The sequence below is a fragment of the Streptomyces sp. 17_S59 genome (assembly GCF_056930295.1).
Map to the genome: position 1 here is coordinate 5,339,366 of NZ_JBXOWD010000001.1, position 21,670 is coordinate 5,361,035.

At 67.5% G+C, this 21,670-nt stretch carries 13 protein-coding genes, 1 tRNA gene and 3 rRNA genes; 14 read left to right on the top strand and 3 right to left on the bottom strand.

Annotation, left to right across the window (positions count from 1 at the left end):
- The first annotated feature begins 43 nt into the window (after window positions 1-43).
- From eccD to AC1Z4A_RS24430, 6 genes are all read left to right on the top strand, one after another.
- Window positions 44-1,510, top strand: a complete 1,467-nt coding sequence (gene eccD / locus AC1Z4A_RS24405) for a type VII secretion integral membrane protein EccD (protein WP_483681997.1) — start codon at window positions 44-46, stop codon at window positions 1,508-1,510.
- 196 nt (window positions 1,511-1,706) lie between these two features.
- Entirely contained in the window at window positions 1,707-1,994 is a 288-nt protein-coding gene (rpsO, locus tag AC1Z4A_RS24410; protein ID WP_168094146.1) for a 30S ribosomal protein S15, read from the top strand.
- 309 nt (window positions 1,995-2,303) lie between these two features.
- Window positions 2,304-4,523: a polyribonucleotide nucleotidyltransferase gene (locus tag AC1Z4A_RS24415; protein WP_483681999.1), complete on the top strand. Its 2,220-nt coding sequence runs from the start codon at window positions 2,304-2,306 to the stop codon at window positions 4,521-4,523.
- Window positions 4,520-5,899 (top strand): M16 family metallopeptidase, encoded by a 1,380-nt coding sequence (locus AC1Z4A_RS24420; RefSeq protein WP_483682001.1) that lies wholly within the window; start codon window positions 4,520-4,522, stop codon window positions 5,897-5,899. Before AC1Z4A_RS24415 ends, AC1Z4A_RS24420 begins: the two co-directional genes overlap by 4 nt.
- 54 nt (window positions 5,900-5,953) lie before the next feature.
- A complete protein-coding gene (gene dapB, locus AC1Z4A_RS24425) occupies window positions 5,954-6,706 on the top strand; it encodes a 4-hydroxy-tetrahydrodipicolinate reductase (protein WP_483682002.1) in 753 nt (250 codons plus the stop codon).
- 5 nt (window positions 6,707-6,711) lie between these two features.
- Window positions 6,712-7,176 (top strand): hypothetical protein, encoded by a 465-nt coding sequence (locus AC1Z4A_RS24430; protein ID WP_483682003.1) that lies wholly within the window; start codon window positions 6,712-6,714, stop codon window positions 7,174-7,176.
- An 82-nt stretch (window positions 7,177-7,258) separates the two neighbouring features.
- Here AC1Z4A_RS24430 and AC1Z4A_RS24435 read toward each other — a convergent pair whose 3' ends face one another.
- Window positions 7,259-7,834, bottom strand: a complete 576-nt coding sequence (locus tag AC1Z4A_RS24435) for a hypothetical protein (protein WP_483682004.1) — start codon at window positions 7,832-7,834, stop codon at window positions 7,259-7,261.
- An 87-nt stretch (window positions 7,835-7,921) separates the two neighbouring features.
- Complete coding sequence (locus AC1Z4A_RS24440) at window positions 7,922-8,164, bottom strand: hypothetical protein (protein ID WP_483682005.1); 243 nt, start codon at window positions 8,162-8,164, stop codon at window positions 7,922-7,924.
- Window positions 8,165-8,382: 218 nt separating this feature from the next.
- On the opposite strand from AC1Z4A_RS24440, the gene thyX reads away from it, so the two are divergent.
- From thyX to AC1Z4A_RS24480, 8 genes are all read left to right on the top strand, one after another.
- The gene (gene thyX, locus AC1Z4A_RS24445) at window positions 8,383-9,132 is read left to right on the top strand and encodes an FAD-dependent thymidylate synthase (protein WP_483682007.1); all 750 of its coding nucleotides are present in this window, start codon (window positions 8,383-8,385) and stop codon (window positions 9,130-9,132) included.
- Between the two features lie 222 nt (window positions 9,133-9,354).
- Window positions 9,355-10,254: a 4-hydroxy-tetrahydrodipicolinate synthase gene (dapA, locus tag AC1Z4A_RS24450; RefSeq protein ID WP_483682008.1), complete on the top strand. Its 900-nt coding sequence runs from the start codon at window positions 9,355-9,357 to the stop codon at window positions 10,252-10,254.
- Between the two features lie 188 nt (window positions 10,255-10,442).
- Window positions 10,443-12,128 (top strand): ribonuclease J, encoded by a 1,686-nt coding sequence (locus AC1Z4A_RS24455; protein WP_483682009.1) that lies wholly within the window; start codon window positions 10,443-10,445, stop codon window positions 12,126-12,128.
- Between the two features lie 555 nt (window positions 12,129-12,683).
- Window positions 12,684-14,207 (top strand): 16S ribosomal RNA (locus AC1Z4A_RS24460).
- A gap of 279 nt (window positions 14,208-14,486) precedes the next feature.
- Window positions 14,487-17,607 (top strand): 23S ribosomal RNA (locus tag AC1Z4A_RS24465).
- A 76-nt stretch (window positions 17,608-17,683) separates the two neighbouring features.
- Window positions 17,684-17,800: ribosomal RNA gene (gene rrf / locus AC1Z4A_RS24470) — 5S ribosomal RNA — on the top strand.
- The 16S, 23S and 5S rRNA genes sit together here, the layout of an rRNA operon.
- 119 nt (window positions 17,801-17,919) lie before the next feature.
- The gene (locus AC1Z4A_RS24475; protein WP_483682010.1) at window positions 17,920-18,609 is read left to right on the top strand and encodes a DegT/DnrJ/EryC1/StrS family aminotransferase; all 690 of its coding nucleotides are present in this window, start codon (window positions 17,920-17,922) and stop codon (window positions 18,607-18,609) included.
- A 71-nt stretch (window positions 18,610-18,680) separates the two neighbouring features.
- Window positions 18,681-18,756, top strand: a tRNA-Thr gene (locus AC1Z4A_RS24480).
- Window positions 18,757-18,854: 98 nt separating this feature from the next.
- Here AC1Z4A_RS24480 and AC1Z4A_RS24485 read toward each other — a convergent pair.
- Window positions 18,855-21,515, bottom strand: coding sequence for a SpoIIE family protein phosphatase (locus AC1Z4A_RS24485; RefSeq protein ID WP_483682011.1), 2,661 nt, complete (start codon window positions 21,513-21,515; stop codon window positions 18,855-18,857).
- Between the last annotated feature and the right edge of the window lie 155 nt (window positions 21,516-21,670).

Here is a 21,670-nt window from a genome sequence, read left to right on the forward strand (position 1 = left end):
GCCACCGCTGAAGGGGCGGCAGGTAATTGAGGGGGCCCATCAGGTGAGTTCGACTGCAGTGACCGGTTTCTGCCGAGTGACGGTGATCGCGCCCGACAGCCGGATCGACGTCGCTCTTCCGGATGATGTCGCCGTCGCCGATCTGCTGCCGGAGATCCTGCGCATGACGGGGCAGAGCACACCGGAGGGCGCGCCACCCGGCTACCACCTCACCGGGCGGGACGGCGCCGTGCTGGACCCCGACCGCTCCCTGGGCGCGCAGCGCGTCCTGGACGGCTCGCTGCTGCGGCTGACCCCCTTCGCCGAGTCCCTCCCGCCCGCCGTCTTCGACGACGTTGCCGACGCCGTTGCGACGGCCGTGGCCCGCGACCGCACCCTGTGGAACGACCAACTGCTGCGGATATGCGGCCTGTTCGCGGGTTCCCTGCTGTTCGTCCTGCTCGGCTTCGTCCTCTGGTTCGCGGACCCGGTGCGGCACGACATGCACGGCCTGCCGGGCATCGTCGCCGGAGTCGCCGGCCTGCTGCTCGCCGCCCTCTCCGGGGTGCGCGCCCGCATCTACGGCGACCGGGCCTCCGCCGTCGCCCTCGGCCTCGCGGCCCTGCCGCACCTGATGATCGCGGGGTCCGGGATCCTGGCCCCGGCGCACGGCGAGGGGGTCGGCCGCCTCCAGTTCCTGCTCGGCTGCGTCGCGGTCCTCGTGGTCTCCGTCGCGCTCGTCGCGCTCATGCCCAGCGGCGACGCCCCCTTCGTGGCCGCGGTCGTGGCCTCCGCCGTCGGCACGCTCGCGACCTTCTGCGCGATCCTCACCGAGGCCGGGCCCACCGCGACCGCCGCCGTGTGCGCCGTCGTCGCGATCGGCGCCATCGCCTTCCTGCCGGGGCTGTCCGCCCGGGTGGCCCGGCTGCCCATCGGCTACGCGGCCCCCCGCTCCGCGGCCGCCTCCGACCTCGACCCGCACTCCGACGCCCCCGCCGCCGAGCCCGTCGACGCCGACCGCATCGCCGCCCAGGCGCGCCGCGGCCACGAGCTGCTGCTGGGCCTCGTCGGCGGCTTCTCCGCCGTGGTCGTCGGCGCCGCCGCCGTGCTGGGGTTCGCCGCGAACGGTTGGGCGCAGCTCCTCGCGCTGGCCGCGGGCCTCGCCATGCTGCTGCGCGCCCGGCTCTTCCGCTACACCGCCCAGGTCGCGACCGTCCTCGGCGCGGGCCTCGCCGCCCTCGCCCTCCTCGCCCTCGGCCTGGCCCTGAACCCGCCCGCCGGCGCCGTACGGTCCCTGCTGGAGCACGACCACGGCCCGCTCGACGTCCGCACCGTCTGGCTGTCCGCCGCGGTCGCCGCCGTCGGGGGCCTGCTCACCGCCGTCGCCCTGATCGTCCCGCGCAAGGGCCTGTCACCCTTCTGGGGGAGGTTCTCGGACATAGCGGAGAGCGCCTTCCTGCTGGCGCTGGTGCCGCTGTGCCTGGCCGTCCTGGACGTGTACGCGACAGTGCGGGGCCTGGCCGGCTCGTGACGCCGGGCCCAGGGCCGTACCGCCGGTCAGGGCTGGTACTGTGTCCCGTGGCCGTTTGTGTACGCGCCTCCGGACCGCCCGCCAGGGTGGTCTGGGGACAGCGCCCAGCGGACCCCGCCTTCCGAGTCACGGAAGCTCCCCTGAGAAAGAGACCAGGGGCACTCGGTGGCCAAAAGACATCCAGAAGGAGTACCGCGTGTCGCTCGACGCCGCTACGAAGAAGCAGATCATGGCCGAGTTCGCCACCAAGGAGGGCGACACCGGTTCCCCCGAGGTCCAGGTGGCCATGCTCACCCGCCGCATCTCTGACCTGACCGAGCACCTCAAGATGCACAAGCACGACCACCACTCCCGTCGTGGTCTGCTGCTCCTGGTCGGTCAGCGTCGTCGCCTGCTGCAGTACCTGGCCAAGAAGGACATCACGCGCTTCCGCGCCCTGGTCGAGCGCCTCGGCATCCGCCGCGGTGCCGCGGGCGCCAAGTAAGACGCCGTGAAGGGAGCGGTTCCCACATCTGGGGGCCGCTCCCTTCGTGTATGCCCAGGCCGCGCGGTCCCGCGCGCGTCCGGTGGGGAGCCGGGAACGGCAGAAGCTTTGTAGTCTGGTCCCACAACGGCATAACGAACGACATACCTGATGGGAGGGACGCCGTTCTCTCCGCCGGTCCTCGGTAGTGGCCCCCGGAACAGGGAATTCCGGGTGCTTCGATCGAAGACCGGCCCGCACAGAGCACAGCGGCGCCCTCCACCACCGTCCACGCCACACGGGCGGGACGTAACTGAGGAGATATCCCTGGTGGAGAACGAGACCCACTACGCCGAGGCCGTCATCGACAACGGCGCCTTCGGCACCCGCACCATCCGCTTCGAGACCGGCCGTCTGGCCCGTCAGGCCGCCGGCTCCGCCGTGGCCTACCTGGACGACGACACCATGGTGCTGTCGGCCACGACCGCGTCGAAGAAGCCCAAGGACCAGCTCGACTTCTTCCCCCTCACGGTGGACGTCGAGGAGCGGATGTACTCGGCCGGCAAGATCCCCGGCTCCTTCTTCCGCCGTGAGGGCCGCCCCTCCGAGGACGCGATCCTCACCTGCCGCCTGATCGACCGCCCGCTGCGCCCCTCCTTCAAGAAGGGCCTGCGCAACGAGATCCAGATCGTCGAGACGATCATGGCCCTCAACCCCGATCACCTCTACGACGTGATCGCCATCAACGCCGCCTCCTGCTCCACGCAGCTCGCGGGCCTGCCCTTCTCCGGCCCCATCGGCGGTACCCGCGTCGCCCTGATCAAGGGCCAGTGGGTGGCGTTCCCGACCCACACCGAGCTCGAGGACGCCGTCTTCGACATGGTCGTGGCCGGCCGCGTCCTCGAGGACGGCGACGTCGCGATCATGATGGTCGAGGCCGAGGCCACCGAGAAGACCATCCAGCTCGTCAAGGACGGCGCCGAGGCCCCCACCGAGGAGGTCGTCGCCGCCGGTCTCGAGGCCGCGAAGCCCTTCATCAAGGTGCTCTGCCGCGCCCAGTCCGAGCTGGCCGCCAAGGCCGCCAAGCCCGAGGGCGAGTTCCCGGTCTTCCTCGACTACGAGGACGACGTCCTGGAGGCCCTCACCGCCGCCGTCCGCACCGAGCTGGCCCAGGCGCTCACCATCGCCGGCAAGCAGGAGCGCGAGACCGAGCTGGACCGCATCAAGGAGGTCGCCGCCGAGAAGCTGCTCCCGCAGTTCGAGGGCCGCGAGAAGGAGATCTCCGCCGCGTACCGCTCGCTGACCAAGACCCTGGTCCGTGAGCGCGTCATCAAGGACAAGGTCCGCATCGACGGCCGCGGTGTCACCGACATCCGCACCCTCGCCGCCGAGGTCGAGGCCATCCCGCGCGTCCACGGCTCGGCGCTGTTCGAGCGCGGCGAGACCCAGATCCTGGGTGTCACCACGCTGAACATGCTCCGCATGGAGCAGCAGCTCGACACCCTTTCGCCGGTGACGCGCAAGCGCTACATGCACAACTACAACTTCCCGCCGTACTCCACCGGCGAGACCGGCCGCGTGGGCTCCCCGAAGCGCCGCGAGATCGGCCACGGCGCCCTGGCCGAGCGTGCGCTCATGCCGGTGCTGCCGTCCCGCGAGGAGTTCCCGTACGCCATCCGCCAGGTCTCCGAGGCGCTCGGCTCCAACGGCTCCACCTCCATGGGCTCGGTCTGCGCCTCCACCATGTCGCTGCTGAACGCCGGTGTGCCCCTGCGGGCCCCGGTCGCCGGTATCGCCATGGGCCTGATCTCCCAGGAGATCGACGGCGAGACCCACTACGTCACCCTCACCGACATCCTCGGTGCGGAGGACGCCTTCGGCGACATGGACTTCAAGGTCGCCGGCACCAAGGAGTTCGTGACCGCCCTCCAGCTCGACACCAAGCTGGACGGCATCCCGGCCTCCGTCCTGGCCGCGGCCCTCAAGCAGGCCCGCGACGCCCGTCTCCACATCCTCGACGTGATGATGGAGGCCATCGACCGGCCCGACGAGATGTCCCCGCACGCCCCGCGGATCATCACCGTCAAGATCCCGGTGGACAAGATCGGTGAGGTCATCGGCCCCAAGGGCAAGATGATCAACCAGATCCAGGAGGACACCGGCGCCGAGATCACGATCGAGGACGACGGCACCATCTACATCGGTGCCGCCGACGGCCCCTCCGCCGAGGCCGCCCGCGCCACGATCAACGGCATCGCCAACCCGACCATGCCGGAGGTCGGCGAGCGCTACCTGGGCACGGTCGTCAAGACCACCACCTTCGGTGCGTTCGTCTCCCTGCTCCCGGGCAAGGACGGCCTGCTGCACATCTCCCAGATCCGCAAGCTCGCCGGCGGCAAGCGCGTGGAGAACGTCGAGGACGTGCTGGGCGTGGGCGCCAAGGTCCAGGTCGAGATCGCCGAGATCGACCAGCGCGGCAAGCTCTCCCTGATCCCCGTGATCGAGGGCGAGGAGGCCGACGAGGCTGCTAAGGACGAGTCCGCCAAGTGACGTCCCGTAGTACACGGAAGACGGCCCGCACCTCTTCGGAGGGGCGGGCCGTCGCCCGTACCCAAACGCTTCTCAAGGGCGAGAACGGCATCGGCACGGTCCGCCGGACCGTCCTCCCGGGCGGCCTGCGCGTCGTCACCGAGACCCTGCCCTCCGTACGCTCCGCGACCTTCGGCATCTGGGCGAACGTCGGCTCCCGCGACGAGACGCCCTCGCTCAACGGCGCCACCCACTACCTGGAGCACCTGCTCTTCAAGGGCACGGCCCGGCGCAGCGCGCTCGACATCTCCGCCGCCCTCGACGCGGTCGGCGGCGAGATGAACGCGTTCACGGCGAAGGAGTACACCTGCTACTACGCGCGTGTGCTCGACACCGACCTGCCGCTGGCCATCGACGTCGTCTGCGACATGCTCACGGGCTCGCTGATCGACGCCGCGGACGTGGACGCCGAGCGGGGCGTGATCCTCGAAGAGATCGCCATGACCGAGGACGACCCCGGTGACTGCGTGCACGACCTGTTCGCGCACACCATGCTGGGCGACACCCCCCTCGGCCGCCCGGTCCTGGGCACGGTCGACACGATCAACGCGCTCACCCGCGACCGGATCGCCCGCTTCTACAAGAAGCACTACGACCCGACCCGCCTGGTCGTGGCCGCCGCGGGCAACGTCGACCACGCCAAGGTCGTCCGCCAGGTCCGCGCGGCCTTCGAGCGGGCCGGCGCCCTCACCCGCACGGACGCCGTCCCGGTGGCCCCGCGCGGCGGCTCCCGGACGATCCGCACCGCGGGCCGCGTGGAGCTGCTCGGCCGCAAGACCGAGCAGGCGCACGTCGTCCTCGGCATGCCGGGCCTGGCCCGCACCGACGACCGCCGCTGGGCGCTCGGCGTGCTCAACACCGCCCTGGGCGGCGGCATGAGCTCGCGGCTCTTCCAGGAGGTCCGGGAGAAGCGCGGACTGGCCTACTCGGTCTACTCCTACTCCTCGGGCTTCGCCGACTGCGGCCTCTTCGGCGTCTACGCGGGCTGCCGCCCGAACCAGGTCCACGACGTGCTGAAGATCTGCCGCGACGAGCTGGACCGCGTCGCCGCGGAGGGCCTGTCGGACGAGGAGATCGGCCGCGCCATCGGCCAGCTCTCCGGTTCCACGGTGCTGGGCCTGGAGGACACGGGCGCGCTGATGAACCGCATCGGCAAGAGCGAGCTGTGCTGGGGCGACCAGATGTCGGTCGACGACATGCTGGCCCGCATCGCCGCCGTCACCCCGGACGAGATCCGCGAGGTGGCGCGCGACGTCCTGGGACAGCGTCCTTCGCTGTCCGTCATCGGCCCGCTGAAGGACAAGCAGGCCGCACGCCTGCACGAGGCCGTTTCCTGAGTTCACCCCCGAAGTTCACCGCTGGAAGTTCACCGCTGTAAGGAAGCAGGGACGATGAGCAAGCTGCGCGTCGCGGTCATCGGCGCCAAGGGCCGGATCGGCTCCGAGGCGGTACGGGCCGTGGAAGCCGCCGACGACATGGAACTGGTGGCCGCACTGGGCCGGGGCGACAAGCTGGACGCCCTGACCGAGGCGGGCGCCCAGGTCGCGGTCGAGCTGACGCACCCGGACTCGGTGATGGACAACCTCGAGTTCTGCGTCCGCAACGGCATCCACGGCGTGGTCGGCACGACCGGCTGGACCGAGGACCGGCTGGCGAAGCTGAACTCCTGGCTGGCCGCCTCCCCCGGCACTGGCGTGCTCATCGCCCCGAACTTCTCCATCGGCGCGGTCCTCACCATGGCCTTCGCCCAGCAGGCCGCCCGCTTCTTCGAGTCCGTCGAGGTCGTCGAGCTGCACCACCCGAACAAGGCCGACGCCCCCTCCGGCACGGCCACCCGCACCGCCCAGCTCATCGCGGCGGCGCGGCGCGAGGCGGGCTGCCCCCCGCAGCCCGACGCCACGACCACGGCCCTGGAGGGCGCGCGCGGCGCGGACGTCGACGGGGTGCCCGTGCACGCCGTGCGGCTGCGCGGCCTGCTCGCCCACCAGGAGGTGCTGTTCGGCGACACCGGCGAGACGCTCACCATCCGGCACGACTCGCTGCACCACAGCTGCTTCATGCCGGGCATCCTGCTCGGCGCGCGCCGCGTGGTGAGCACCCCGGGCCTGACCTTCGGCCTGGAACACTTCCTGGACCTGGGCTGAGTACGGTGCGCGCAAAGATCGTCTATTTCGCCCTGGCCGCCGTCCTGGTCGTCTACTTCGTCCTGGTCGGCAGCCGCGGCATCATGCTCATCGAGCAGGGCACCGCGATCACCGTGGCCTTCGGGCTGGCGGTCCTGGTCCTGCCGTTCATCGGTGCCTGGTTCCTCTACCAGACCACCAAGTTCGCGCGGGACGCCAACCGGCTGGCGCGGGAGCTGGAGTCCGAGGGCGGCCTGCCGGTCGACGAGCTGGAACGCACCCCGAGCGGCCGCATCGACCGAGACTCGGCGGACGCCGTCTTCGCCCGCCGCCGCGCGGAGACGGAGCAGGCCCCCGGGGACTGGCGCTCGTGGTTCCGCCTGGCGGTCGCCTACCACGACGCCCGCGACACCCCCAGAGCCCGCAAGGCCATGCAGCGGGCCATCGCCCTCCACGACGGCAAGGGACTCTCCAGCCCGTCCGGCGCTTGAGGACCGGGGGTCCGGGGGCGAAGCCCCCGGTTACGGGAAGGGGCGGGGTGGGGAAAGAAAACCCCGTCCGCCCCACCACCCGTCACCCCTTGAACTCCACCACCCAGTCCTCAACGGCATCCGCCGCAGCCTCGAACGCCTGGGGGCGCCCCAGAAAATCGATGCTGTGGTCGGTGACCACGACCGGCAGTTCCCCACCTCGCTCCCGTCGCACGACAAGCGCCTGCCCCTGCACAACCCGCGCCACCCCCAACACCCGCACCGGCTGCTGCACAATCCGCACCTCAGCCACCGCGTCCCAGGACAACGTCGTGCTGGACAGCAGCCCCGCACGCCGCAGCCCCCGCGGGCTCACCCAGATGCCCACCCGCACCAGCCGCACCGCGAGCGTGATCAGCAGCACGGCGATGATCCCGCAGACACCCGCCGCGACCGGCGCGCCGGCCACCGTGGCGATGACGGCCGAGCAGAGCACGTACGCGGCCAGCAGAAGCAGCAAGGCCGCGCCACCGACCCGTCCGGGGCCCGGGTGGTACGGACGCCGCCAGCGATCACGGCTCTCGTACTGGTTCTCGGGCTCCCGGCCGGGCGGAGGCGCGGCACTGGTGGTCGCGCGGTTGTCGCCGTCGCGGTCGGCTGTCAGGAAGGGCAGGGGCACGACGGTTCCTCGCTCGCAAACATGCTCGAATGGCTGTGGCGCGTGAGGTTACCTGCCGTCCGCCGGACCCCTGTCGGCGGCTACCGGTCAGCGACCGGCGTTGGCCTCGGACTGCTGGGTGTGGTGGGCGTTCTGCGGACCCGCCTCCAGCGACGGCATCCCGAACAGCAGCGCCCCGACGAGCCCCGCCGCGACCGTGAGGCCCATCAGGGCCCGGCCCGCTATCTGCGAGCGGCTGGCGCGTTCTCGGGGCGGCGGCGTGATGTTGCTGCGGTAGCGCTCGGCCTCGGCGACGAAGGCGAACGGCACGGGCTCTCGCCGGCGGAACATGAAGGGCTCTCCTAGGAACCTCGAAGTGGGCTGTTACACATAAGGACGCTCGAACTCGCCCGCGCGTGCCCGTTTTCCGTAACTTCTGTGAAAAATATCAACTGGCGTCCCACTACCTCCTGTGCGGAGCGGGCCCGCGGGCCCGCCGTCGGCCGACTGTCAGTGGTGGCCCTTAGGCTTGACGGCGGCCAAGCACTGCAATTGGAAGGACCCCGCCGGTGACCGACACCCCCACCGAGGACGTCAAGGACGCCAAGCCGACGTTCCGCAGCGACGTGACCGTCGAGCTGGTCAAGCACAGCGCGGCGGACAGCGACGTGCTGTGGGCGGCCCGTGTCTCCACCGCCGGTGAGCAGTCCCTGGAAGAGATCACCAAGGACCCCGAGCGGTCCAAGGGGCTCATCAACTACCTGATGCGCGACCGCCACGGCAGCCCCTTCGAGCACAACTCGATGACCTTCTTCATCAGCGCGCCGATCTTCGTGTTCCGCGAGTTCATGCGCCACCGCGTGGGCTGGTCGTACAACGAGGAGTCCGGCCGCTACCGCGAGCTGGAGCCTGTCTTCTATGTGCCGGGCGAGTCCCGCAAGCTGGTGCAGGAGGGCCGCCCGGGCAAGTACGTCTTCGTCGAGGGCACCCCCGAGCAGCACGAGCTGACCAGCCGCCTCATGGAGGACAGCTACCGGCAGGCGTACGAGAAGTACCAGGAGATGCTCGCCGCGGGCGTCGCGCGCGAGGTGGCCCGCTCCGTCCTTCCCGTCGGCCTCTTCTCCTCGATGTACGCCACGTGCAACGCCCGCTCGCTGATGCACTTCCTCGGCCTGCGCACCCAGCACGAGCTGGCGAAGGTCCCCTCCTTCCCGCAGCGGGAGATCGAGATGGTCGGCGAAAAGATGGAGGCGGAGTGGGCGAAGCTCATGCCGCTCACCTACGCCGCCTTCAACAAGAACGGCCGCATCGCCCCGTAACGCAACGCTTTTGTGACGCATGCGTACGGTGACAGTGATGGTCACGCGCTGCTACCCCGGACCCCCGAGTCAGGTGTCCGTATTGCGGCGTTTCATCACCTTCATCTAGGCTGAAAAAACGGACCCGGCACTGCTTGAACCCCCGAGCAGGCAGTGCCGGGATCCCTTCTCACGCTCCCCCGAGGGAGCACCTCACGGTGAGCAACGAGTAGCGTGGCCCCCATGGCTCCGATCTCCACATCGCAAACCCCCTTCGGGCGGGTCCTGACCGCCATGGTCACGCCCTTCACCGCTGACGGCGCCCTCGACCTCGACGGCGCCCAGCAACTCGCCCGCCACCTCGTGGACGCAGGCAACGAGGGCATCGTCGTCAACGGCACCACCGGCGAGTCCCCCACCACCAGCGATGCGGAGAAAGCCCAGCTCGTCCGGGCCGTGGTCGAAGCCGTCGGAGACCGGGCCCACGTCGTCGCCGGAGCCGGCACCAACGACACCCGCCACAGCGTCGAGCTGGCCCGCGCGGCAGAGCAGGCGGGCGCCCACGGCCTCCTCGTCGTGACGCCCTACTACAACAAGCCCCCGCAGGAGGGCATCCGCCGGCACTTCACCGCCGTCGCCGACGCCACCGACCTGCCTGTGATGATCTACGACATCCCCGGCCGCAGCGGCGTCCAGATCGAGACCGAGACCATGGTCCGGCTGGCCGAGCACCCCCGCATCGTCGCCAACAAGGACGCCAAGGGCGACCTCGCGAGCGCGAGCTGGGCCATGGCCCGCTCCGGCCTCGCCTGGTACTCCGGCGACGACATGCTCAACCTGCCGCTGCTGTCGATCGGCGCCGTCGGATTCGTGTCGGTCGTCGGCCACGTCGTCGCCCCCGAGCTGCGCGCGCTCGTCGAGGCCCACCGGGCCGGCGACGTCACCAAGGCGGCCGAGATCCACCGCCGGCTGCTCCCGGTCTACACCGGCATGTTCCGCACCCAGGGCGTGATGACCACCAAGGCCGCCCTCGCCCTCCAGGGCCTCCCGGCCGGCCCGCTGCGGCTCCCGCTCATCGGACTCACGGACGAAGAGACCGAGCAGCTCAAGCGCGATCTCGCGGCAGGCGGGGTACAGCTGTAACACCGGGACCGCACGTCGGCCCGCCACAGACTTCACAACTGAATACGAAGCGGAACCGAAGAACTGAATACCTAGTCGACAACTGCACAGCGCGACAACTCAAGATCGCAAACAACTGCATGTGCACGAATGTCACGCGCGCCATGTGTCCCGGGAGGGCATGTGGCGCGCGTGGTGAGGAGAGTCTTTTGAGCCACCCGCACCCTGAACTCGGTCCGCCGCCGAAGCTTCCCGAGGGAGGCCTGCGCGTCACCCCGCTCGGCGGCCTGGGCGAGATCGGTCGCAACATGACGGTCTTCGAGTACGGCGGCCGTCTGCTGATCGTCGACTGCGGAGTGCTCTTCCCCGAGGAGGAGCAGCCCGGAGTCGACCTGATCCTGCCCGACTTCACGTCCATTCGTGACCGCCTCGACGACATCGACGGCATCGTGCTCACCCACGGTCACGAGGACCACATCGGCGGTGTCCCCTACCTCCTCCGCGAGAAGCCGGACATCCCGCTGATCGGCTCCAAGCTGACCCTCGCCCTGATCGAGGCCAAGCTCCAGGAGCACCGCATCCGCCCGTACACCCTCGAGGTCGTGGAGGGCCACCGCGAGCGCATCGGCCCCTTCGACTGCGAGTTCGTGGCGGTCAACCACTCGATCCCGGACGCCCTCGCCGTCGCGATCCGCACCCCGGCCGGCATGGCCGTGCACACCGGTGACTTCAAGATGGACCAGCTCCCGCTGGACCGTCGCCTCACCGACCTGCCCGCCTTCGCCAAGCTCGGCGAGGAGGGCATCGACCTGCTGCTGGTGGACTCCACCAACGCCGAGGTCCCCGGCTTCGTCCCGCCGGAGCGCGACATCTCCGGCGTGCTGCGCCAGGTCTTCGCGGGCGCCCAGAAGCGCATCATCGTGGCCAGCTTCGCCAGCCATGTGCACCGCATCCAGCAGATCCTGGACGCCGCGCACGAGTACGGCAGGCGGGTGGCCTTCGTCGGCCGCTCGATGGTCCGCAACATGGGCATCGCCCGCGACCTCGGCTACCTGCGGGTTCCCGCGGGCCTCGTCGTGGACGTCAAGACCCTCGACGACCTGCCGGACGACGAGGTCGTGCTGGTCTGCACGGGCTCCCAGGGCGAGCCGATGGCGGCCCTGTCCCGCATGGCCAACCGGGACCACCAGATCCGCATCGTCCAGGGCGACACCGTCATCCTGGCCTCGTCCCTCATCCCGGGCAACGAGAACGCGGTCTACCGCGTGATCAACGGCCTCACCCGGTGGGGTGCCAACGTCGTGCACAAGGGCAACGCCCGGGTGCACGTCTCCGGCCACGCCTCGGCGGGCGAGCTGCTGTACTTCTACAACATCTGCAAGCCGAAGAACCTGATGCCGGTGCACGGCGAATGGCGCCACCTCCGCGCCAACGCCGAGCTGGGCGCGCTGACGGGCGTCCCCAAGGACCACATCGTCATCGCCGAGGACGGCGTCGTCGTGGACCTGGTGGACGGCAAGGCGAAGATCGTCGGCAAGGTCCAGGCCGGGTACGTGTACGTGGACGGCCTCTCGGTCGGCGACGTCACCGAGGCATCCCTCAAGGACCGCCGCATCCTCGGCGACGAGGGCATCATCTTCGTCCACGTGGTGGTCGACAGCACGACCGGCAAGGTCGTCAGCGGCCCCCAGATCCAGGCGCGTGGTTCCGGCATCGAGGACGCGGCGTTCACCGCCGTGGTCCCGAAGATCGAGGAAGCCATCGCCAAGGCCGCCGCCGACGGCGTTGCCGAGCCGCACCAGCTCCAGCAGCTCGTGCGCCGCTCGGTGGGCAAGTGGGTGTCGGACAGCTACCGCCGCCGCCCGATGATCCTCCCTGTGGTCGTCGAGGTCTGACGTCGTATCAGCAGGCTGGACGGCCGCCCCGGTGCCGATTTGCATCCGGGTGCGGCCGTCCAGTACGTTTACGGCTCCACCGCAGCGGGAACGCCCCCACGCTTGAGCGTGAGGCCGAACCGGAAAGCGGATGGAAATCCGACTCAGAGAAAGTCTGATAAAGTCGGAAACCCCCGCCAACGGGGACCGGAAATGAAATTCCGAACCGGCAGCTTCTTTTAGAAGCGAAGGAACGGAAAACGGATCTGGTAAGGTTGGAAACAACGAAGGGAAGCGCCCGGAGGAAAGCCCCAGTGAATGTCACTGCGGGTGAGTACAAAGGAAGCGTCCGTTCCTTGAGAACTCAACAGCGTGCCAAAAGTCAACGCCAGATATGTTGACACCCCGTCCATCTCGATGGATGAGGTTCCTTTAAAAGTCCTGCCGGGTCCGTATCGGATCGGGTAGGCGATTACACAGCGAGGACGCTGTGAACGGCCGGGCTTATTCCGCCTGGCTGTTCCGCTCAACGCGAGTGTGACCGGCAGTTTTTAATTAAACGCAGCCCGGTAAACATTCACGGAGAGTTTGATCCTGGCTCAGGACGAACGCTGGCGGCGTGCTTAACACATGCAAGTCGAACGATGAAGCCCTTCGGGGTGGATTAGTGGCGAACGGGTGAGTAACACGTGGGCAATCTGCCCTGCACTCTGGGACAAGCCCTGGAAACGGGGTCTAATACCGGATACGACCTGCCGAGGCATCTTGGCGGGTGGAAAGCTCCGGCGGTGCAGGATGAGCCCGCGGCCTATCAGCTTGTTGGTGGGGTGATGGCCTACCAAGGCGACGACGGGTAGCCGGCCTGAGAGGGCGACCGGCCACACTGGGACTGAGACACGGCCCAGACTCCTACGGGAGGCAGCAGTGGGGAATATTGCACAATGGGCGAAAGCCTGATGCAGCGACGCCGCGTGAGGGATGACGGCCTTCGGGTTGTAAACCTCTTTCAGCAGGGAAGAAGCGAAAGTGACGGTACCTGCAGAAGAAGCGCCGGCTAACTACGTGCCAGCAGCCGCGGTAATACGTAGGGCGCAAGCGTTGTCCGGAATTATTGGGCGTAAAGAGCTCGTAGGCGGCTTGTCGCGTCGGATGTGAAAGCCCGGGGCTTAACCCCGGGTCTGCATTCGATACGGGCAGGCTAGAGTTCGGTAGGGGAGATCGGAATTCCTGGTGTAGCGGTGAAATGCGCAGATATCAGGAGGAACACCGGTGGCGAAGGCGGATCTCTGGGCCGATACTGACGCTGAGGAGCGAAAGCGTGGGGAGCGAACAGGATTAGATACCCTGGTAGTCCACGCCGTAAACGTTGGGCACTAGGTGTGGGCGACATTCCACGTCGTCCGTGCCGCAGCTAACGCATTAAGTGCCCCGCCTGGGGAGTACGGCCGCAAGGCTAAAACTCAAAGGAATTGACGGGGGCCCGCACAAGCAGCGGAGCATGTGGCTTAATTCGACGCAACGCGAAGAACCTTACCAAGGCTTGACATACACCGGAAAGCGCTAGAGATAGTGCCCCCCTTGTGGTCGGTGTACAGGTGGTGCATGGCTGTCGTCAGCTCGTGTCGTGAGATGTTGGGTTAAGTCCCGCAACGAGCGCAACCCTTGTTCTGTGTTGCCAGCATGCCTTTCGGGGTGATGGGGACTCACAGGAGACTGCCGGGGTCAACTCGGAGGAAGGTGGGGACGACGTCAAGTCATCATGCCCCTTATGTCTTGGGCTGCACACGTGCTACAATGGCCGGTACAATGAGCTGCGATACCGCGAGGTGGAGCGAATCTCAAAAAGCCGGTCTCAGTTCGGATTGGGGTCTGCAACTCGACCCCATGAAGTTGGAGTTGCTAGTAATCGCAGATCAGCATTGCTGCGGTGAATACGTTCCCGGGCCTTGTACACACCGCCCGTCACGTCACGAAAGTCGGTAACACCCGAAGCCGGTGGCCCAACCCTTGTGGAGGGAGCCGTCGAAGGTGGGACTGGCGATTGGGACGAAGTCGTAACAAGGTAGCCGTACCGGAAGGTGCGGCTGGATCACCTCCTTTCTAAGGAGCACATAGCCGGCTGCAAGCGAATGTCTTGCACGGTTGCTCATGGGTGGAACGTTGACTATTCGGCACAGTTCAGGATCTCCCTGTTAGTACTGCTTCGGCGTGGAACACAGTGGGGTGAGTGGCTGGGCCGGGCACGCTGTTGGGTATCTGAGGGTGCGAGCGTTGCTCGAACCTTCGCGATGCCGGCCCCAGTGAACTCCGGTCTGCTGATCGGGGGTGATGGGTGGCTGGTCGTTGCTTGAGAACTGCACAGTGGACGCGAGCATCTGTGGCCAAGTTTTTAAGGGCGCACGGTGGATGCCTTGGCACCAGGAACCGATGAAGGACGTGGGAGGCCGCGATAGGCCCCGGGGAGCTGTCAACCGAGCTGTGATCCGGGGGTGTCCGAATGGGGAAACCCGGCAGTCGTCATGGGCTGTCACCCGCTGCTGAACACATAGGCAGTGTGGAGGGAACGCGGGGAAGTGAAACATCTCAGTACCCGCAGGAAGAGAAAACAACCGTGATTCCGGGAGTAGTGGCGAGCGAAACCGGATGAGGCCAAACCGTATGTGTGTGATACCCGGCAGGGGTTGCGCATGCGGGGTTGTGGGATCTCTCTTTCATGGTCTGCCGGCCATGAGACGAGTCAGAAACCGTTGATGTAGGCGAAGGACATGCGAAAGGTCCGGCGTAGAGGGTAAGACCCCCGTAGCTGAAACATTAGCGGCTCGTTTGAGAGACACCCAAGTAGCACGGGGCCCGAGAAATCCCGTGTGAATCTGGCGGGACCACCCGCTAAGCCTAAATATTCCCTGGTGACCGATAGCGGATAGTACCGTGAGGGAATGGTGAAAAGTACCGCGGGAGCGGAGTGAAATAGTACCTGAAACCGTGTGCCTACAAGCCGTGGGAGCGTCGCCGTCAAGCTTGCTTGGCGGTCGTGACTGCGTGCCTTTTGAAGAATGAGCCTGCGAGTTTGCGGTATGTTGCGAGGTTAACCCGTGTGGGGAAGCCGTAGCGAAAGCGAGTCCGAACAGGGCGTTTGAGTAGCGTGCCCAAGACCCGAAGCGGAGTGATCTAGCCATGGGCAGGTTGAAGCGGAGGTAAGACTTCGTGGAGGACCGAACCCACCAGGGTTGAAAACCTGGGGGATGACCTGTGGTTAGGGGTGAAAGGCCAATCAAACTCCGTGATAGCTGGTTCTCCCCGAAATGCATTTAGGTGCAGCGTCGTGTGTTTCTTGCCGGAGGTAGAGCACTGGATAGGCGATGGGCCCTACCGGGTTACTGACCTTAGCCAAACTCCGAATGCCGGTAAGTGAGAGCGCGGCAGTGAGACTGTGGGGGATAAGCTCCATGGTCGAGAGGGAAACAGCCCAGAGCATCGACTAAGGCCCCTAAGCGTACGCTAAGTGGGAAAGGATGTGGAGTCGCAGAGACAACCAGGAGGTTGGCTTAGAAGCAGCCACCCTTGAAAGAGTGCGTAATAGCTCACTGGTCAAGTGATTCCGCGCCGACAATGTAGCGGGGCTCAAGCGTACCGCCGAAGTCGTGTCATTCACACAACAGCCTCAACGGGTGTGTGGATGGGTAGGGGAGCGTCGTGTGCCGGGTGAAGCAGCCGTGGAAACGAGTTGTGGACGGTTCACGAGTGAGAATGCAGGCATGAGTAGCGATACACACGTGGGAAACGTGTGCGCCGATTGACTAAGGGTTCCTGGGTCAAGCTGATCTGCCCAGGGTAAGTCGGGACCTAAGGCGAGGCCGACAGGCGTAGTCGATGGACAACCGGTTGATATTCCGGTACCCGCTTTGAAACGCCCAATATCGAATCAGGCGATGCTAAGTCCGTGAAGCCGCCCTGGATCCTTCGGGTGAAGGGGAGTGGTGGAGCCGACGGACCAGACTTGTAGTAGGTAAGCGATGGGGTGACGCAGGAAGGTAGTCCAGCCCGGGCGGTGGTTGTCCCGGGGTAAGGGTGTAGGGCGTTGTGTAGGCAAATCCGCACAACATGCAGCCTGAGACCTGATGCCGAGCCGATTGTGGTGAAGTGGATGATCCTATGCTGTCGAGAAAAGCCTCTAGCGAGTTTCATGGCGGCCCGTACCCTAAACCGACTCAGGTGGTCAGGTAGAGAATACCGAGGCGTTCGGGTGAACTATGGTTAAGGAACTCGGCAAAATGCCCCCGTAACTTCGGGAGAAGGGGGGCCATTCCTGGTGATAGCACTTGCTGCTTGAGCTGGGGGTGGCCGCAGAGACCAGCGAGAAGCGACTGTTTACTAAAAACACAGGTCCGTGCGAAGCCGTAAGGCGATGTATACGGACTGACGCCTGCCCGGTGCTGGAACGTTAAGGGGACCGGTTAGCTCTGTTTCGACGGGGCGAAGCTGAGAACTTAAGCGCCAGTAAACGGCGGTGGTAACTATAACCATCCTAAGGTAGCGAAATTCCTTGTCGGGTAAGTTCCGACCTGCACGAATGGCGTAACGACTTCTCGACTGTCTCAACCATAGGCCCGGTGAAATTGCACTACGAGTAAAGATGCTCGTTTCGCGCAGCAGGACGGAAAGACCCCGGGACCTTTACTACAGCTTGATATTGGTGTTCGGTTCGGCTTGTGTAGGATAGGTGGGAGACTGTGAAGCATGCACGCCAGTGTGTGTGGAGTCGTCGTTGAAATACCACTCTGGTCGTGCTGGATGTCTAACCTGGGTCCGTGATCCGGATCAGGGACAGTGTCTGGTGGGTAGTTTAACTGGGGCGGTTGCCTCCTAAAGGGTAACGGAGGCGCCCAAAGGTTCCCTCAGCCTGGTTGGCAATCAGGTGTTGAGTGTAAGTGCACAAGGGAGCTTGACTGTGAGACCGACGGGTCGAGCAGGGACGAAAGTCGGGACTAGTGATCCGGCGGTGGCTTGTGGAAGCGCCGTCGCTCAACGGATAAAAGGTACCCCGGGGATAACAGGCTGATCTTCCCCAAGAGTCCATATCGACGGGATGGTTTGGCACCTCGATGTCGGCTCGTCGCATCCTGGGGCTGGAGTCGGTCCCAAGGGTTGGGCTGTTCGCCCATTAAAGCGGTACGCGAGCTGGGTTTAGAACGTCGTGAGACAGTTCGGTCCCTATCCGCTGTGCGCGTAGGAGTCTTGAGAAGGGCTGTCCCTAGTACGAGAGGACCGGGACGGACGAACCTCTGGTGTGCCAGTTGTCCTGCCAAGGGCATGGCTGGTTGGCTACGTTCGGGAGGGATAACCGCTGAAAGCATCTAAGCGGGAAGCCTGCTTCGAGATGAGGACTCCCACCCACTTGATGGGGTAAGGCTCCCAGTAGACGACTGGGTTGATAGGCCAGGTGTGGAAGACCGGTAACGGTTGGAGCTGACTGGTACTAATAGGCCGAGGGCTTGTCCTCAGTTGCTCGCGTCCACTGTGTAGGTTCTGAAGTAACGACTGTTGAGTCATGCTCCGGTTGGTTAACTTCATAGTGTTTCGGTGGTCATAGCGTTAGGGAAACGCCCGGTTACATTCCGAACCCGGAAGCTAAGCCTTTCAGCGCCGATGGTACTGCAGGGGGGACCCTGTGGGAGAGTAGGACGCCGCCGAACTATCTTTGAGAAAAAGCTCTGGTGTATGAACCTCGGTTCATGCGCCAGAGCTTTTTTGTTTTTGTGCTGCGCTGCGGAGCGTCACACCCCGTTCACATGGCCTGGGCACCATCCGCAGCATGCTGACTCAGGAGAAGCTGGCGGCGGCCGGTGTGGGAGCCGGTGACGAGGTCATCGTCCCCTCCTACACAACGTCCGGGCCTGCCGAGGCGGTTCTGGGCCTGGGTGCTCGGCCCGTGTTCGCCGACATCGACCCCTTCACCTTCTGTCTCGACCCGGCCTCGGTGGCCGACGCCGTGAGCCGGCGGACGGTCGCCATCGTGCCCGTAGACCTCTTCGGTCACCCCGCCGATCTCCCGGCCCTCCAAGCCATTGCGACCCGCGAGGCATTGCTCCTCGTCGAGCACTCCGCGCCGGACGGGCAGCCGGACCCGGACACCGACGCCCGCCGGGCGAACGCCGCCTACCTCGACGCCCGCCTCACCGGTGTGACGACTCCCACCGCCCCCGCCGGAGTCAGGCACCGCTACGACTCCTACGTCGTTCGCGTCCCGGGCAACGGCCGCCCCGACCGGGACGCCTTCGCCCGTGCTCTGCGTGCGCGGGGCGTGGACTGCCAGGTGCCCGTACGGACGCCCGTCCACCGAATGCCGCCGTTCCGGCGGGAGTTGTGGCTGGCGGAGACCGAGCGGGCGGCCGACGAATGCCTGGCGCTTCCCGTGGGCGCGGGGATGTCCCGGCGCGAGCTGCACCGGGTGGTGTCGGCCTGCAACGCCCTCGGCGGGCTCATGCCGGCGGTCGCGGCCTGAGCCGTCGGCCGCCGGGCCGCCGGGTGGTCAAAAGTACGTCCGAACATCGGGTATGCTTTATCTCGTTGCCGGCCCCAATAGCTCAGTCGGCAGAGCGTCTCCATGGTAAGGAGAAGGTCAACGGTTCGATTCCGTTTTGGGGCTCCATGAAGAGAAGGCCCCCGCCCTATGGCGGGGGCCTTCTTCATTTCCCCTCGGTACATGCCTGACCGTCAGGCCTGCGGGCCCTCAGGTCCGCAAGGCCTTCAGGACTCCTGATGCTCCGGCACCCGCATGGCGAGAATGGCCATGTCGTCCGAGGCCGGCTCGGCAGCAAAACGTTCGACCGCGCGCAGGACGCGTGCCGCGACGGCGCCCGCGGTGAGGCCCGTACACGTCGCCAGGACGTCCGTCAGCCCGTCGTCGCCCAGCATGCGCGTGCCCTCGCGGCGTTCGGTGACGCCGTCCGTGACGCAGAGCAGGACGTCGCCCGGGGCGAGCGTGACCGTCTGCTCGTACAGCTCCAGGTCGTCCATGACGCCCAGCAGCGGCTGGGGGTCGGCCGCGGGCGCCACCGTGCCGTCCTGCCGCAGGCGCAGCGGCAGCGGGTGGCCCGCGCAGACGACCTTGAGGATCGCGCTGCCGTCGGACTGCGGCCACAGCTCGCCGTAGAGGAGCGTGAGGAAGCGGCTGCGGGCGCCCTCGTCCAGGATGGCGGTGTTGAGGCGCTCGAGGACCGCCGGGCCGCCGAAGCCCTCGCGGGCGAGCAGGCGCAGCGCGTGCCGGGCGAGGCCGGTGACGGCCGCCGCCTCCGGGCCCGTGCCGCACACGTCGCCGATGGCGAAGCCGTAGGCGCCGTCGCGGATGGGGAAGAGGTCGTAGAAGTCGCCGCCGACCTCGTTGCCCTCGCCGGCCGCGCGGTAGATGACCTCGACCTCCACGCCCGGGACGTCGGGCAGTTCGGGCGGGAGGAGGCTGCGCTGCAGGCTCTGGCTGATGGCGGTGCGCTCGCTGTAGAGGCGGGCGTTGTCCAGGGCGAGGGCGGCGCGGCGGGAGAGGTCCTCGGCGAGTTCGAGGATCTCCTGGCGGAAGTGGTCGTCGGTCGGCTTGCCGAGGGTCAGCATGCCGATGACGCGGTTGCGGGCCACCAGCGGCAGGACGACCGTCTCGCCGCCGACAGCGGCCGCTGTGGCCAGGGAGGCGCCCGGGCCGGGGATGCGGCCCGTGGCGTCGGTGAGGCCGAGGCTGCGCAGGGAGGTGCGGAGCGCGGCCGAGTGGGCGGCCTCGGAGGGCGCGGTCCAGACGCGGGCGCCGGGGGTGGGGACCGGGTCCGGCGGGGCGACCTTGGAGAGCAGGGCCTTGAGGCCGTCGATGCGGTCCTCGTCCTCGTGCAGGACGTAGGACAGCTCCGGATCCGAGCTCTGGTCGGCGATGGTGTAGACCGCGCACCAGGTGGCCAGGGTGGGGACCGTCATCTGGGCCATGAGGGCCAGCGTCTGGTCCCGGTCGAGGGTGCCCGCGAGCAGGTCCGACGCCTCGACGAGGAAGGAGAGCGAGCCGCGGCGCAGCCGCTCCAGCTCGCCCAGCCGCGCGGACTCGACGGCCAGGGCGATGCGGTCGGCGGCGAACTGGAGGCGCAGGGCCTCCTCGTTGCCGTAGCGGCAGGGCGCCTCGGCGGCCACGCCGAGGGAGCCGGTGAGCCGGCCCTCGACCTTGAGCGGAACGGTGACGACCGAGCGCATGCCGGTGTCGGCGAGCAGGGGGACCGCTCCCGGGACGGCGCTGAGGTCGTCGTGGACGGCGGGCATCCGTGCGGAGCCGTAGCGGCCGGTGCCCGCTTCGACGGGGACGCGGGCGAAGCGCTGGCGGGCGGAGGGGAGGCCGGTGGAGGCGCGCACCTCCAGCTCGGTCTCGTCGTCGGTGGCGAGCAGCAGGTAGGCGGCGTCGCCGTCCAGCATGTCGCGGGCGCGCTCGACGGTGCGCTGGAGGAGACCGTCCAGGTCGTCCGGGGCGGGGGAGCCGATGAAGACCTCGAACGGGTCGGCGACCGCGCCGCGGTCGGTGCCGCCCGAGTCGGCGGCCGCGGACCGGGGCGGGCTCTGGAGGACGGCGCGCTCCTCGTCGCGCACCAGCAGGCAGACGGTGGAGGGGGCTCCGGCGTTGTCGCGGACGCGCAGGTGGGAGGCGTAGACGGGGACCACGCGGCCGTCCGCGCCCCTTATGCCGTAGGAGCCCTCCCAGCGGGACAGGCGCAGGGCCTCGGCGATGCCGGTGGAGGTGCCGGGGGTGTGCGGCCAGGCGGCGAGGTCGGCGAGCGGCTTGCCCGTGATCTGGTCGGCGGTGAAGCCGAACAGCTCCTGGGCGTCGTCGTTCCAGGAGCTGATGGTGCCGGTGCGGTCGATCTGCACGACGGCCACCCGGACGCGGGTGTCGGCGACCGGCAGTGCCTCGGCGGGCAGGGCAGGGCCGGCGGACCTGGTGCCGGCGGGGCGCTCGGGCAGGTCGAGGCGGAACCAGACGGTCTTGCGGGCGGCGCTGTACTCGACGCCCCAGCGGGAGGCCAGGGCGCCGCACAGCAGCAGGCCGCGGCCGCCCTCGCGGTCGACGCCGCCGAAGCGGGCGCCGGGGCTCTGCAGCGGAAGCTCGCGCTCGGGGTAGCGGTCGGCGACTTCGACGCGCACGCCGGTGGCCATGCGGGCGCACAGGACGTCGGCGGCGGTGCCGGCGTGCACGACGGCGTTGGTGACCAGCTCGCTGGTGAGGACGACGGCGTCGTCGATGACGTCGGGGAAGCCCCAGCCCTGGAGGGTGTCCCGGACGAAGGCCCGGGCGGCGGCGACCGAGCGTCCGACCGGCTCGAAGGTGGCGGCAGCCCGCGCGGTGATCACAGGTCTCCTCGTTTGCGTCTCGGCGATCTGCTCACCCATGTGCAGCGCCCCTCCATTGCCCTGGCCGGATGCCAGGTTACTTACCTCCGCCGGGTGCGCGGATGCCGGTGCACAGGGATTCCACACTTGGGGGTGCCGGTGGACCGTGTGCGATGCTGCCGACTGTTATGGCCTGCTCGGGCCGAGGTGAAACA

Coding starts and splice junctions, on each gene's coding strand:
- dapB (WP_483682002.1), top strand. CDS start 5,954: ATGAGCAAGCTGCGCGTCGCGGTCATCGGCGCCAAGGGCCGGATCGGC.
- AC1Z4A_RS24440 (WP_483682005.1), bottom strand. CDS start 8,164: ATGTTCCGCCGGCGAGAGCCCGTGCCGTTCGCCTTCGTCGCCGAGGCC.
- dapA (WP_483682008.1), top strand. CDS start 9,355: ATGGCTCCGATCTCCACATCGCAAACCCCCTTCGGGCGGGTCCTGACC.
- AC1Z4A_RS24475 (WP_483682010.1), top strand. CDS start 17,920: ATGCTGACTCAGGAGAAGCTGGCGGCGGCCGGTGTGGGAGCCGGTGAC.
- AC1Z4A_RS24485 (WP_483682011.1), bottom strand. CDS start 21,515: ATGGGTGAGCAGATCGCCGAGACGCAAACGAGGAGACCTGTGATCACC.